The following is a 12,856-nucleotide window of genomic DNA, read 5'->3' on the forward strand; positions in this document are numbered from 1 at the left end:
AGTGCTTCCTCAATTAAACCAGGACGCCGGACTGGCGCAGGGCCTGTCGCAGCGGTTCGTGACAGGCTTCGCTGAGACGGGTGAGCGGCAGACGGATACCGCCCGGCATCATGCCCATTTCAGTCAGTGCCCATTTCACGGGAATAGGGTTGGATTCGATAAACAGTGTCTTGTTGAGCGGCATCAGCTTCTCGTGGATCGCGCGGGCGGTCACGGCGTCGCCTGCGATGGCGGCGGCACACATTTCGCTCATGGCGCGGGGGGCCACGTTGGCGGTCACGGAGATGTTGCCCTTGCCGCCCAGCAGGATCAGCTCGACAGCGGTGGCGTCGTCACCGGAATACACCAGGAAATCGCTGCTCACGCCGGCCAGGATGTCCTTGGCGCGCTGCAGGTCACCGGTGGCTTCCTTGATACCGATGATGTTCGGCACGGTGGACAGGCGGATCACGGTCTCGGCCTTCATGTCGCACGCGGTGCGACCCGGTACGTTATAGAGGATCTGCGGGATATCGACCGCTTCGGCAATGGCGCGGAAATGCTGGTACAGGCCTTCCTGGGTCGGCTTGTTGTAGTACGGGGTCACCAGCAGGCAGGCGTCGGCGCCAGCCTTCTTGGCGTTTTTGGTCAGCTCGATGGCTTCACGCGTCGAGTTGGCTCCCGTACCGGCGATCACGGCAATACGGCCGGCAACACGCTTGACCACGAATTCGATGACCTGGATATGTTCTTCCACGTCGAGGGTAGCCGATTCACCGGTGGTGCCGACCGCCACGATGGCATTGGTGCCTTCTTGCAGGTGGAAGTCCACCAGTTTGCCCAGGCTGTCCCAGTCGAGATGACCTTGTGCATCCATGGGTGTGACCAGTGCCACCATACTGCCCGCAATCATGCAACCGCTCCTGCCGGAAAAAGAGAGCCGTAATGGTACTGGCGCCAAGATGCTTGCACAAGCGAAGTACCGCCTGAGGATGCGTTCTGCCGCAACTAAACGACGGGCAATGCCATCATTGGACGAAAGCATGCCCTGAAGCACGCTGAAATCGGACCGATCACGCAATGAAAACGCCACCTCCTATCCCTTGGCGACGGTTTTCGCTACCCTTCATCCTTTGATCGATACAGCCCACACGGTATCGACCGCTCATCGTTTTAGGAAGGCTGCATGTCCACCCCCACAGTTCGCGAACAATTCCTTGTTATCAGTGCCCTCGGCGCCAACCCCATGGAGCTGACCAACGTCCTGTGCCGCGCCAGCCATGAAAACCGCTGCGCCGTCGTGACCTCCCGCCTGACCCGCCACGGCGAGTGCAGCGCGCTGGTCCTGCAGATCTCCGGCACCTGGGATGCCCTGGCGCGCCTGGAGACCGGCCTGCCAGGCCTGGCCAAGAAGCATGACTTCACCGTCAACGTGGTGCGCAGCGCAGCCCTGGAGAATCGTCCCCAGGCCCTGCCGTATGTGGCTTACGTCAGCTCCGCCTACCGCTCGGACATCGTCAATGAGCTGTGCCAGTTCTTCATCGACCACAACGTCGAGCTGGAGAACCTGACCTGCGACACCTACCAGGCCCCGCAAACCGGCGGCACCATGCTGAACGCCACGTTTACCGTGACCCTGCCGGCCGGCGTGCAGATCAGCTGGTTGCGCGACCAGTTCCTGGATTTCGCCGATGCCTTGAACCTCGACGCCTTGATCGAGCCATGGCGCCCACAGAACCCAATGTAAGGAAGTTTTCATGGCGGTAGTCATCGACAAACCCGTAGCCGATTTCGAAGCCCAGGCCACCAGCGGCCAGACCTTCAGCCTCGCCGCCCTCAAGGGCAGGCAAGTGGTGATCTACTTCTACCCGAAGGACAGCACGCCGGGCTGCACCACCGAAGGCCAGGGCTTTCGTGATCAGTACGCAGCGTTCAAGGCGGCCAATACCGAGGTGTTTGGCGTGTCGCGTGACAGCGTGAAGTCCCACGAGAACTTCAAGGGCAAACAGGAGTTTCCCTTCGAGCTGATCAGTGACAAGGATGAAGCGGTTTGCCAGCTGTTTGATGTGATCAAGTTGAAGAAGCTGTACGGCAAGGAATACCTCGGCGTGGATCGCAGCACCTTCCTGATCGACAAGGATGGCGTGCTGCGCCAGGAATGGCGTGGTGTGAAGGTGCCGGGCCATGTGGATGCCGTGCTGGCGGCGGCGCAGGCCTTGAACAAAGCCTGAGACGCAGCAGACTTTTGTATGAGCGGGCTTGTCCCGCTCACTACAGAAGCGGCGCCACGACAGGCTCCTGCCGCGGCCACGCGTCCAGCACCGCCTTGAACAGCGTTGCCAGCGGGATCGCAAAAAACACGCCCCAGAATCCCCATAACCCACCGAACAACAGCACCGCGCAGATGATCGCCACCGGGTGCAGGTTGACTGCCTCTGAGAACAACAGCGGCACCAGCACATTGCCATCCAGGGTCTGGATAATCCCGTAAACCGCCATCAGGTAGATGAACTGGTCGCTCCAGCCCCACTGGAACAAAGCGATCAAGGTCACGGGCACCGTCACCACCACGGCGCCGACGTAGGGCACTACCACCGAAATCCCCACCAGCAAGGCCAACAAGGCTGCGTAGTTCAGGTCCAGGGCGATGAAGGCGATGTAGGTCACGCCCCCGCAGATAATGATCTCGATGACCTTGCCGCGAATGTAGTTGGCGATCTGCCGGTTCATTTCCTCCGCCACCCGGGTGATCAGCGCGCGCTCGCGCGGCAGGTAGCCTCGCACCCAGCGACCGATCATGGCGCGGTCCTTGAGGAAGAAGAACACCAGGATCGGCACCAGCACCAGGTAGATCATGATGTTGACCAGCAGCGGCAGGCTGGACAGAGAAAAGGTCAGCGCCCATTGCCCGAACTTTCCGATCTCGCCGCGCGCCACTTCGATGGCTTGCAGCACCTGTTCGTCCGACACCAGATGCGGGTAGCGCTCCGGCAACAACAGCAACAGCGACTGCCACTTGGCGAGCATGCCGGGCAGTTCATTGAACAGGGTGATCAACTGATGCCATAGCAACGGCAATACCACCACGATAAACAGCACCAACAAGCTCATGAACAAGGCGAACACCAGCCCTACCGCCGCCCCACCCGGCAGGTGCAGGCGCTCTAGCGTAGTGACCAGGCCCTGCATCAGGTAAGCCAGCACCATCCCCGCCAATACCGGCGCCAGCATGCCGCCCAAGGTGAGTACGGCCGTAAAGGCCAGAAACAGCAGGACTGCCAGCACCACCGCCTCCTCATCGGAGAAGTAGCGCTGGATCCAGTCTCGTAACACTTTGAACATCAATCAACCTCGGGTGATAGGGCAAACGATTCAGGCCTTGCGCAACCAGTAACGGTACACACCGGCGGCGTCTTCTTCATGCAGCAGCGTGTGGCCGGCCAGCTTGGCAAACGTACGGAAATCACGCTGGGAGCCGGCGTCCGTAGCGATCACCTTGAGCACTGCGCCACTGCTCAGACGGTTGAGTTCCAGCTTGGCCTTGAGCAAAGGCAGCGGGCAATTGAGGCCGCTGGCATCGAGTTCGGCATCAAAGGCTACAGCGTTGGTCATGGTTTACTCCGGGCAAGCGTTGAGAGTGCTTAGAATATCTGGTCCGAAGCTCAGTGTCCGGCTACAGTAAGCTCTTTGTCGAAAGGCTCTGTGCATGACTTTTTTGCGCCCCACCCTGCTGACGCTGGCTTGCCTGCTGGCCTCCCCAGGCTTCGCCGACGACCTGCCGTCACTTGGCGACGCCAGTTCTGCCATTGTCTCGCCGCAACAGGAATACCAACTGGGCCGCGCGTGGCTGGCCTACCTGCGGGGCCAGGTCTCGCAACTCAACGACCCGCAGCTCAAGGACTACGTCGAAACCAGCGTGTACAAGCTGGTGGAGACCAGCCAGGTCAATGACCGGCGGCTGGAATTCATCCTGATCAACAGCCCGCAACTGAACGCTTTTGCCGCACCGGGTGGCATCGTCGGGGTCAACGGCGGCCTGTTCCTCAACGCCCAGACCGAAGGGGAATATGCCTCGGTACTGGCTCACGAACTGGCGCATTTGTCCCAACGCCACTTCGCCCGTGGCGTTGAAGCGCAACAGCGCATGCAGATTCCGATGATGGCCGCCCTGCTCGGCGGCATCATTGCTGCTGCGGCGGGTGCAGGCGATGCAGGCATTGCCGCGATTGCCGGCACCCAGGCCGCGGCGATCCAGGAACAACGTCGGTTCTCTCGCCAGAACGAACAAGAGGCAGACCGTATCGGCATCCTCAACCTGGAAAAAGCCGGATATGACCCGCGCTCCATGCCGACCATGTTCGAACGCCTGATGCGCCAATACCGCTTCGACGCCAAACCGCCGGAGTTCCTGTTGACGCACCCGGTCACCGAATCGCGGATCGCCGACACCCGCAACCGCGCCGAGCAATCCAAGCCTGGCGGCAAGGAAGACAGCCTGCGTTATCAGCTCATCCGTGCGCGCGTGCAATTGCAATACGAAGACACCCCTGGCCTCGCCGCCAAGCGTTTCCAGGCGCAGCTGGACGAAAACCCGAAGAACGATGTAGCGCGCTACGGCTTGGCTATCGCCCAGATCAAAGGCTCCCAATTCAAGCAGGCTCGGGAAAACCTCGCGCCGCTGCTGGCCAAGGCGCCCAACGACATCACCTACAACCTGGCGCAGATCCAGCTGGACATCGACAACAGCCGCCTGCCGGATGCCCAGCAACGCACGGATCGGATGCTCACCCAGTACCCAGGCAACTATCCGTTGAATCAGGTGCGCGTGGACCTGCTGCTCAAGCAGAACCGCACGGCGGATGCAGAAAAGGCACTGGACGGTTTGCTCAAGTCTCGCCCGGATGACCCGGACGTGTGGTACCAGGTCGCTGAGACACGCGGTTTGTCGGGCAACATCATCGGTTTGCATCAGGCCCGCGCCGAGTACTTTGCGCTGGTCGGTGATTTCCAGCAGGCCATCCAGCAATTGGATTTTGCCAAGCGTCGCGCCGGCAGCAACTTCCCGCTGTCGTCGCGCATCGATGCACGCCAGCGTGAGTTGATCGAACAGGAACGCCTGGTCAAAGGGATGATGAGCTAAACCGATCAGGCACAAAAAAGCCCCGCCCTCGTTAAACGAAGGCGGGGCTTTTTGTTATTACCGACTTACTCAGCCAGTTTGAAGGTAATGAAGCTGGCGCGGCCCTGACGCAACACACGCATCGACACCGAGCGGTTCTTCGGCAACGCCTTGGCGATGTCGGTGAACTGCTTGGTGGTCTCGATCGCCTGGTTGTTCAGGTGGGTGATGACGTCACCCGGCTGTAGGCCGATCAGAGACGCCGGGCCATCCTGCACTTCCTTGATCACGACGCCGCTCTTGAGGTCAAAGCTCTTTTTCTGCTCAGCGGTCAGCTCGGCCACGGCGATGCCCAGGCGGTTGCTGCTGCGCTCGGCGCCCGGCTTGGTATTGCCCAGGGCATCCAGGGTGGCGCCTTCTTCAGGGATTGCGCCCACGGTCAGCTCAACAGTCTGGCGCTTGCCTTCGCGGATCACTTCCAGCTTGGCTTTGCTACCCGCCTTGAGCGCACCTACGAGATGCGGCAGGTCGGCCGACATGACGATTGGCTGGCCGTTCATGCTCAGGATCACATCGCCAACTTGCAGGCCGCCTTTGGCAGCCGGGCCGTCGTCCTGGATCTGTGCAACCAGTGCGCCGGCCGGCTTGTCGAGGCCGAAGGACTCAGCCAGGTCTTTATTCACTTCCTGGATCACTACACCCAACCAACCGCGGCTGACCTTGCCACCGCTTTTCAACTGGTTGGAAACGTCCATGGCCACGTCGATCGGGATCGCGAACGACACCCCCATGAAGCCACCGGAACGGGTGTAGATCTGCGAGTTGATGCCGACCACTTCGCCCGCCAGGTTGAACAGCGGACCACCAGAGTTACCCGGGTTGATCGGCACGTCGGTCTGGATGAACGGTACGTAGTTTTCGTTCGGCAGGCTGCGGCCGATGGCGCTGACGATGCCTTGGGTCACGGTATGGTCAAAACCAAACGGCGAGCCGATGGCGACCACCCACTGGCCGGCTTTCAGGTCCTGGGATTTGCCCAGCTTGAGCACAGGCAAGTCCTTGCCGTCGATCTTCAGCAAGGCCACGTCGGAACGTGGGTCGGTACCGACGAGCTTGGCTTTCAACTCACTGCGATCGGCCAGGCGCACGAGAATCTCGTCAGCGTCGGCAATCACGTGGTTGTTGGTAAGGATGTAGCCGTCCGACGAAATGATGAAACCCGAGCCCAGGGACTGGGCCTCGCGCTGACCACCGCCACCACGGGGTGCGCGCTGTTGCGGCATGCCGCGCTCGAAGAACTCGCGCAGCATCGGCGGCAGGCCTTCCAGGTCCGGCATCTGCTGGTTGGAGACTTTGCGATCCGGCAGTTTCTGCGTGGTACTGATGTTCACCACGGCAGGTGAGGCTTGCTCGACCAATTGGGTGAAGTCAGGCAGCTCGACTGCTTGCGCAGGCAGGGCCTGACCCAGCACCAACACCGTGGCGACTATGGATAGGTAAGACTTCAAACGTGGTATCGACATACAGCTCCCGTTACGACGAGCAGGGTTGAGCGACAGGGTTCAAGAAACGCCGGAAACCGCGACCGACATCTTTGTTCCGCGAATAAAACAAGGCCAGAGCCGACAAGCCCTGACCTATAAAAAACATGGGGGATTTTTGCAAGTGAAAATGCTGATCCAGACATTTCATGCTCTCGGCAGCCAACCTGGCATGGGAATACAGTGAAACGTCAGGATGAACATAGGATTAACGACTCACGGTTGGGCGGCTGGCTTTTTTTCACCGCGCACCGATAGGGCGATACGCTCTGCGGTGCCGATGGGTATTTCACCCACCACCGTTACCATCATCTCACCGTCTACCGTATTCAGCCGACGCGATACCGCGACTGTAGGGCCCAACTGAGTGCGGGTCTCCGTCATGCTTGCATCGCTGATCGGCTCCAGGAATACCGAGAACCGCGCCAGCCCGTCTTCATACATCAGGCTGTCGACGGTCGCCTTGGTCTGGGTATCTTTGCGGGCACTGGTGTTGGTCAATTGAAAACCCGGTGGCAACCATTCCATATGCCAAGTCTCGGTAGATTGCACCTCGGGCGCTTTGCTATTAACGACGGCGATAGGTGTGCAGTCGTTGCTGGGTTGCAGTTCCCGGTCATCAGGCACGACGGAAGTATTCAACCGCGTGAACTGGAAGCGCTCCAGCAACTGCCCTTGATCATTGAGCAACAGGGACTTGAGCGGCAGCGCGGTTTCCCGATCCAGGTGCAGTTCAAAGCCATAACGGTACTGGTCACGCGGCGTGATCGATACGATGACCGCATTTCGACCGGCCACGCGGGACTTGCCAATGACGGCCAGTTCGTAGAATTGATTGAGTTTTTGCGGATCAAGCGCACGTGATGGTGCATCACGCGAATTGCCAAGGCCTGCGACAAGAGTGCCGCTGACGCATTGCGTCCGGCCATTCAACCGCACGACTTCCTGGGCAGAACCATCGAGCTGCAAGAGCCGCTCACGGACCTGACCGTCCTGGACACGATGCCAGATGTCATGGGTAGAAAAACTGCCGTTGCGTTCGTAGACGAACGTACCTTGAAAGCTTTGCTGTTGCTCTGCACGCCCAAGTCGAGTCAGCCAGTCTTGGGCTTCATCGGCGTGGGCGGGGAGTGCAAACCAGCCACTGAGCAAAAGCGTAAGGAGCGGTATGGCTCGCATAGAGCTCCTTACGGATTAGCGGTTTTCCAGGCTTGCTGCACGAGCATAAGGCAGAGCGCTTTCAGTGCCCTTCAGAGCCGATTCCTGTGCGTGTTGGCGCAGGTAGCCTGGAAGACGCTGGTCTTGCCAACCGGATTGCCCTTGCAGTACACCGTTGGCCATCGGGCCGGTGGTGTCAGCGCTTTCCTTGTAGCCGGCCAATACCGCTGGGCCTTTGACCTGCGGACCCGCCATTACCGGCTGCTGGGTCTGCTGAGCCAGTTCGGCACCGGCGATCTCGTCCTGGTTGTACAGGCGAACACCCGCCAGCACGGCGACAGTCACCGAGGCAGCAACCGCCAGGCGACCCAGGCTACGCCATGGACCACGAGCAGCCTTTGCCGGAACGGCTTCATCAGCCAGTGCAGCAGAAACGGCCGCAGCAATATCCAGACGAGGGATTAGAAGATCCTTGTGCATCACCGCCCGAGCGACTTGGTAACGAGACCAGGTATCACGGGTTTCGGCGTCATCAAATGCGTTGAGCACTCGACGAAGTTCCAGTTCATCCGCTTCGTTATCCATCACTGCGGACAGCGATTCCTGCAGGGCATCACGACTCATGGCGGTTCCTCTCTTGGCTGTCGCCGCTGTCTTTAGTTCTCTTGCAACAACGGTTGCAAGGCTTTATCGATGGCTTCCCGGGCCCGGAAAATCCGTGACCTTACAGTCCCCACCGGACACTGCATGACGCTCGCAATGTCTTCGTAACTCAGACCATCGAATTCACGTAAAGTTAACGCCGTACGCAAATCTTCTGGCAGTTGCTGAATTGTGCGATGAACGGTGCCTTCGATCTCGTCGCGCAGCAATGCACGCTCCGGCGACTCGAGATCCTTGAGGCCGTGATCACCATCGTAAAATTCCGCATCTTCTGAACTTACATCGCTATCCGGTGGGCGGCGTCCGCGAGACACCAGATAGTTCTTCGCCGTGTTGATGGCGATTCGGTATAGCCACGTGTAAAACGCACTATCACCGCGAAAGTTACCAAGTGCACGGTACGCCTTGATAAAGGCTTCCTGTGCAACGTCCTGCGCTTCATGGGTGTCGTGCACAAACCGCACGATCAACCCGAGAATTTTGTGCTGGTATTTCAGCACTAGCAGATCAAAAGCTCGCTTGTCGCCGCGTTGAACGCGCTCGACCAGCTGCTGATCCTCTTCCTGGGTTAGCATGAACACTCCTCGTAGTACTTGAAGGAGGCTTGCATAACTAAACGATCAGGCTTGCAAACATAGACTCGGTCTTTTCGCAAAAGTTCTCCCCCTTCAAGCAAGTTTCCGGCACGCACTGATTTGGCACACACGAAAAACGCAGCACGGGCAACGCCGACTGCGCGAATAATCTTGTCGTCGGTTTTCTGACGCGTCCAATGCTCCCGACGGGCCAATAAACTCAACGTTTTCCCAGCTTTCGGGCAACCTGCTATTGAGTCGGGGGCCATGCAAAAAGTTCCCGCCTCAATAACCAGCTGATTTTACCCGAGCCGTGCACCGTAATCTCACATTGCCACGAATGCCCGGCTATTGTGCCGCTCCACCCCTCTATATACTAGTAGCCCGTGTGACCCTTTGATTCGCCGATCCAGGCGTCCTGTTTGCGCCACCTCTTCGGATCGCTTTTTGCGGAATCCTTCAAATGAGCCAACAGTTTCAACACGATGTCCTGGTGATCGGCAGCGGTGCGGCCGGCTTGAGCCTTGCGCTGACCCTTCCCAGCCACCTGCGCATTGCGGTTCTGAGCAAAGGCGACCTGGCCAACGGCTCTACGTTCTGGGCCCAGGGCGGTGTCGCCGCGGTGCTGGACGACACCGACACCGTGCAATCCCACGTCGAAGACACCCTCAACGCCGGCGGCGGCCTGTGCAATGAAGAAGCGGTGCGTTTCACCGTCGAGCACAGCCGCGAGGCCATCCAATGGCTGATAGACCAGGGCGTCCCCTTTACCCGCGATGAACACGCAGGCAGCGACGACGGTGGTTTCGAGTTCCACCTGACCCGCGAGGGCGGCCACAGTCACCGCCGCATCATCCATGCCGCCGATGCCACCGGCGCGGCTATTTTCAGGACACTCCTCGACCAGGCCCGCCAACGCCCCAACATCGAATTGCTGGAGCAACGCGTCGCCGTCGACCTGATCACCGAAAAACGCCTGGGCCTGGACGGCGAGCGCTGCCTCGGCGCCTACGTGCTCAATCGCGGCAGCGGCGAGGTGGACACCTACGGCGCACGCTTCACCATCCTTGCCTCCGGTGGCGCGGCCAAAGTCTACCTCTATACCAGCAACCCCGATGGCGCCTGCGGTGATGGCATCGCCATGGCCTGGCGCTCCGGCTGCCGGGTGGCCAACCTGGAATTCAACCAGTTCCACCCCACCTGCCTGTATCACCCACAGGCCAAGAGTTTCCTGATCACCGAAGCGCTGCGTGGCGAAGGCGCGCTCCTGAAACTGCCCAATGGCGAGCGCTTCATGCAGCGTCTCGACCCCCGTGCCGAACTGGCCCCGCGCGATATCGTCGCCCGCGCGATCGACCATGAAATGAAGCGCCTGGGCATCGACTGCGTGTATCTCGACATCAGCCACAAGCCCGAAGCCTTCATCAAGACCCACTTCCCCACCGTCTACGAGCGCTGCCTGGCCTTCAATATCGACATCACCAAAGGCCCAATCCCCGTAGTACCGGCCGCGCACTACACCTGCGGCGGCGTGATGGTCGACCAGCACGGACGTACCGACGTACCCGGCCTTTATGCGATTGGCGAAACCAGCTTCACCGGCCTGCACGGTGCCAACCGCATGGCCAGCAACTCGCTGCTCGAATGCTTCGTCTATGCGCGCTCTGCAGCGGCGGACATCCTTGAACAACTGCCGCGCATTCCGGTGCCCGCCGCCCTGCCCCGCTGGGACGCCAGCCAGGTGACCGACTCGGACGAAGATGTGATCATCGCGCACAACTGGGACGAGCTGCGCCGTTTCATGTGGGACTACGTGGGGATCGTGCGCACCAACAAGCGCCTGCAACGGGCGCAGCACCGGGTGCGGCTGCTGCTGGACGAGATCGATGAGTTCTACAGCAACTACAAAGTCAGCCGCGACCTGATCGAGCTGCGCAACCTGGCCCAGGTCGCCGAACTGATGATCCGCTCGGCCATGGAACGCAAGGAGAGCCGGGGCCTGCATTACACCCTCGACTACCCGCAGATGCTGCCCGAGGCCCGCGACACTATCCTGGTGCCAACCACCTACGGCGGCTGAACTTCAGGCGCACACGCAGGCGCCGATGCACATCGGCGGCCTGCGCGTCCCTGGGCACACAGGCTGAACGTACCCGCCATTCGCCCTGCACCCGATAACGCAGCACCACGATCAACGGCAACGCCAGGCTGTCGGGACGCAATTGCACGGCGTGCCAGCCCCGTGCGGCGCTCCATAGCTGCCAACCATCTTCATCGCGTCGCAGGCCACGAATCGACGAACGGTGAGTCAGCAAGATAGAACGCGGCAAAACCCAGGCGGCGTGCGCCAGGCACACCAGCATGCCCAGGCTCGAAAAAGGAAGTTGCATAAACATCAAGGCGCCCAGCGCAAACAGCTGGGCAAGCAGGTACGCCGCCAGCAACAGCCGCGAGGCCTGCCAGCGGCATTCAAAGCTATTACTTGGGCTGGACACGATCCAGGATCATGCGGACCATGCGCTGCAGCTCCGGGTCTTGCGACTCGGCGCGCTCCATGAACCAGCCGAACATGTCCTGGTCTTCGCACGTCAGCAGCCGCACATAGAGGTCGCGATCCACTTGATTGAGCGTCGCGTAGACCTCTTTGGTGAAAGGTACCAGCAACACATCCAACTCCAGCATGCCGCGACGGCTGTGCCAGTAGAGGCGATTGATTTCTACATCTTCGACCATGGAGCGCTCCTCAAATAGGCGGCAAGTATACAGACCCGACGGCACCGGAACAGTCGGCTTTGGTCGCCCCATACGGAAACTATCCATTTGCCGGGCGCCCCTCTATGATGCACCCATGACTTTTTTTGACCTGCGATGACCCATGGCCGACTCTGCTTTCTTCTGCCCCCTGTCCCACGAAGGCGTTCTCGCCGTCCGCGGTTCCGACGCTGCCAAATTCCTTCAGGGCCAACTGACCTGCAACCTCAATTACCTGAGCGACACCCAGGCCAGCCTCGGCGCGCGCTGCACGCAAAAAGGGCGCATGCAGTCGAGCTTCCGCATCCTGCTGCAAGGTGACGGCGTGTTGCTGGCCATGGCCAGCGAGCTGCTGGAGCCGCAACTGGCGGACCTGAAAAAATACGCCGTGTTTTCCAAGTCCAAACTCACCGATGAAAGCGCCTCCTGGGTGCGCTTCGGCCTGATGAATGCCGACCCGGCCCTGACGGGCCTTGGCCTTGAGCTGCCTGCCGAGACCGACAGCGTCGTGCGCAACGATACGTTGATCGCCATCCGCGTCTCCCCTGGCCGCGCTGAACTTTGGGTACCTGCCGAGCAAGGCGACGCCGTACGCAGTCAATTGGCTGCAACCCTTGAACAAACCGATCTGAATGAATGGCTGCTGGGACAGATCCGCGCCGGCATCGGCCAGGTCATGCCCCAGACCCGCGAACTGTTCATTCCACAGATGCTCAACCTGCAGGCCGTGGGCGGCGTCAGCTTCAAGAAAGGCTGCTACACCGGCCAGGAAATCGTCGCGCGCATGCAGTACCTGGGCAAACTCAAACGTCGCCTGTACCGCCTGAGTCTCGATACGTCTGAAATGCCCGCGCCAGGCACTCCGCTGTTTTCTCCCAGCCATAACAGCTCGATCGGCGAAGTGGTGATCGCCGCAAAAGCTGACCAGACCGTTGAACTTCTGGCCGTATTGCAAGCCGAAGCTGCCGATAGTGAAGATGTGCACCTGGGCGCGCTGGAGGGGCCCCGCTTGCAACTGCTCGACCTGCCTTACACGCTCGACCGCGATCGAGAGATCCAGCGCTGATCGC

The 12,856-nt window shown here is 60.2% G+C and carries 15 protein-coding genes; 6 read left to right on the forward strand and 9 right to left on the reverse strand.

The features are described 5' to 3' along the window. Positions 1-13: 13 nt before the first annotated feature. Positions 14-892: a 4-hydroxy-tetrahydrodipicolinate synthase gene (gene dapA, locus BM026_RS04845; protein WP_092247226.1), complete on the reverse strand. Its 879-nt coding sequence runs from the start codon at positions 890-892 to the stop codon at positions 14-16. A gap of 273 nt (positions 893-1,165) precedes the next feature. Here dapA and BM026_RS04850 point away from each other — a divergent pair, with 273 nt between their 5' ends. Beyond that, positions 1,166-1,726, forward strand: a complete 561-nt coding sequence (locus tag BM026_RS04850; protein ID WP_003172487.1) for a glycine cleavage system transcriptional repressor — start codon at positions 1,166-1,168, stop codon at positions 1,724-1,726. A gap of 10 nt (positions 1,727-1,736) precedes the next feature. Further along, positions 1,737-2,210 carry a peroxiredoxin gene (locus BM026_RS04855; protein WP_071488941.1) on the forward strand — a complete coding sequence of 158 codons (474 nt, stop codon included), beginning with the start codon at positions 1,737-1,739 and terminating at the stop codon, positions 2,208-2,210. Between the two features lie 40 nt (positions 2,211-2,250). On the opposite strand, the gene BM026_RS04860 is transcribed toward BM026_RS04855, so the two are convergent. Both BM026_RS04860 and BM026_RS04865 read right to left on the reverse strand, forming a co-directional pair. Further along, positions 2,251-3,321 carry an AI-2E family transporter gene (locus BM026_RS04860; RefSeq protein WP_092247223.1) on the reverse strand — a complete coding sequence of 357 codons (1,071 nt, stop codon included), beginning with the start codon at positions 3,319-3,321 and terminating at the stop codon, positions 2,251-2,253. 30 nt (positions 3,322-3,351) lie between these two features. Then, a complete protein-coding gene (locus BM026_RS04865; RefSeq protein WP_092247220.1) occupies positions 3,352-3,591 on the reverse strand; it encodes a sulfurtransferase TusA family protein in 240 nt (79 codons plus the stop codon). A gap of 94 nt (positions 3,592-3,685) precedes the next feature. Between BM026_RS04865 and BM026_RS04870 the strand changes: the two genes are divergently transcribed. Next, positions 3,686-5,119: a M48 family metalloprotease gene (locus BM026_RS04870; protein ID WP_071488938.1), complete on the forward strand. Its 1,434-nt coding sequence runs from the start codon at positions 3,686-3,688 to the stop codon at positions 5,117-5,119. Positions 5,120-5,184: 65 nt separating this feature from the next. On the opposite strand, the gene BM026_RS04875 is transcribed toward BM026_RS04870, so the two are convergent. Beyond that, positions 5,185-6,621 carry a DegQ family serine endoprotease gene (locus BM026_RS04875; protein WP_092247213.1) on the reverse strand — a complete coding sequence of 479 codons (1,437 nt, stop codon included), beginning with the start codon at positions 6,619-6,621 and terminating at the stop codon, positions 5,185-5,187. A gap of 25 nt (positions 6,622-6,646) precedes the next feature. On the opposite strand from BM026_RS04875, the gene BM026_RS28850 reads away from it, so the two are divergent. Then, positions 6,647-6,826 carry a hypothetical protein gene (locus BM026_RS28850; RefSeq protein WP_102592614.1) on the forward strand — a complete coding sequence of 60 codons (180 nt, stop codon included), beginning with the start codon at positions 6,647-6,649 and terminating at the stop codon, positions 6,824-6,826. Between the two features lie 29 nt (positions 6,827-6,855). Here the strand turns inward: BM026_RS28850 and BM026_RS04880 are convergent, their stop codons facing one another. From BM026_RS04880 to rpoE, 3 genes are read right to left on the reverse strand one after another with little or no spacing between them, the layout of a single operon-like run. Next, positions 6,856-7,818: a MucB/RseB C-terminal domain-containing protein gene (locus tag BM026_RS04880; protein ID WP_092247210.1), complete on the reverse strand. Its 963-nt coding sequence runs from the start codon at positions 7,816-7,818 to the stop codon at positions 6,856-6,858. Between the two features lie 15 nt (positions 7,819-7,833). Beyond that, positions 7,834-8,421 (reverse strand): sigma-E factor negative regulatory protein, encoded by a 588-nt coding sequence (locus BM026_RS04885; RefSeq protein WP_071488935.1) that lies wholly within the window; start codon positions 8,419-8,421, stop codon positions 7,834-7,836. Between the two features lie 32 nt (positions 8,422-8,453). Further along, positions 8,454-9,035: an RNA polymerase sigma factor RpoE/AlgU gene (gene rpoE, locus BM026_RS04890; RefSeq protein WP_003172477.1), complete on the reverse strand. Its 582-nt coding sequence runs from the start codon at positions 9,033-9,035 to the stop codon at positions 8,454-8,456. A gap of 463 nt (positions 9,036-9,498) precedes the next feature. Between rpoE and nadB the strand changes: the two genes are divergently transcribed. After that, positions 9,499-11,115, forward strand: coding sequence for an L-aspartate oxidase (nadB, locus tag BM026_RS04895; RefSeq protein WP_093527565.1), 1,617 nt, complete (start codon positions 9,499-9,501; stop codon positions 11,113-11,115). Here nadB and BM026_RS04900 read toward each other — a convergent pair. Beyond that, positions 11,084-11,530 carry a protein YgfX gene (locus BM026_RS04900; RefSeq protein ID WP_071488933.1) on the reverse strand — a complete coding sequence of 149 codons (447 nt, stop codon included), beginning with the start codon at positions 11,528-11,530 and terminating at the stop codon, positions 11,084-11,086. The two genes, nadB and BM026_RS04900, sit on opposite strands and share 32 nt — an antisense overlap. Further along, a complete protein-coding gene (locus BM026_RS04905; RefSeq protein ID WP_071488932.1) occupies positions 11,514-11,768 on the reverse strand; it encodes an FAD assembly factor SdhE in 255 nt (84 codons plus the stop codon). Before BM026_RS04905 ends, BM026_RS04900 begins: the two co-directional genes overlap by 17 nt. Before the next feature lie 142 nt (positions 11,769-11,910). On the opposite strand from BM026_RS04905, the gene BM026_RS04910 reads away from it, so the two are divergent. Next, positions 11,911-12,852 carry a CAF17-like 4Fe-4S cluster assembly/insertion protein YgfZ gene (locus BM026_RS04910; protein ID WP_093527567.1) on the forward strand — a complete coding sequence of 314 codons (942 nt, stop codon included), beginning with the start codon at positions 11,911-11,913 and terminating at the stop codon, positions 12,850-12,852. The last annotated feature ends 4 nt before the right edge of the window (positions 12,853-12,856 follow it).

This window comes from Pseudomonas sp. NFPP24, assembly GCF_900112095.1.
In the GTDB taxonomy this organism is placed as follows: domain Bacteria; phylum Pseudomonadota; class Gammaproteobacteria; order Pseudomonadales; family Pseudomonadaceae; genus Aquipseudomonas; species Aquipseudomonas extremorientalis.

Coding starts and splice junctions, on each gene's coding strand:
- BM026_RS04855 (WP_071488941.1), top strand. CDS start 1,737: ATGGCGGTAGTCATCGACAAACCCGTAGCCGATTTCGAAGCCCAGGCC.
- BM026_RS04885 (WP_071488935.1), bottom strand. CDS start 8,421: ATGAGTCGTGATGCCCTGCAGGAATCGCTGTCCGCAGTGATGGATAAC.
- BM026_RS04875 (WP_092247213.1), bottom strand. CDS start 6,621: ATGTCGATACCACGTTTGAAGTCTTACCTATCCATAGTCGCCACGGTG.
- BM026_RS04880 (WP_092247210.1), bottom strand. CDS start 7,818: ATGCGAGCCATACCGCTCCTTACGCTTTTGCTCAGTGGCTGGTTTGCA.
- nadB (WP_093527565.1), top strand. CDS start 9,499: ATGAGCCAACAGTTTCAACACGATGTCCTGGTGATCGGCAGCGGTGCG.
- BM026_RS04905 (WP_071488932.1), bottom strand. CDS start 11,768: ATGGTCGAAGATGTAGAAATCAATCGCCTCTACTGGCACAGCCGTCGC.
- rpoE (WP_003172477.1), bottom strand. CDS start 9,035: ATGCTAACCCAGGAAGAGGATCAGCAGCTGGTCGAGCGCGTTCAACGC.
- BM026_RS04870 (WP_071488938.1), top strand. CDS start 3,686: ATGACTTTTTTGCGCCCCACCCTGCTGACGCTGGCTTGCCTGCTGGCC.
- BM026_RS04850 (WP_003172487.1), top strand. CDS start 1,166: ATGTCCACCCCCACAGTTCGCGAACAATTCCTTGTTATCAGTGCCCTC.
- BM026_RS04910 (WP_093527567.1), top strand. CDS start 11,911: ATGGCCGACTCTGCTTTCTTCTGCCCCCTGTCCCACGAAGGCGTTCTC.
- BM026_RS04860 (WP_092247223.1), bottom strand. CDS start 3,321: ATGTTCAAAGTGTTACGAGACTGGATCCAGCGCTACTTCTCCGATGAG.
- dapA (WP_092247226.1), bottom strand. CDS start 892: ATGATTGCGGGCAGTATGGTGGCACTGGTCACACCCATGGATGCACAA.
- BM026_RS04865 (WP_092247220.1), bottom strand. CDS start 3,591: ATGACCAACGCTGTAGCCTTTGATGCCGAACTCGATGCCAGCGGCCTC.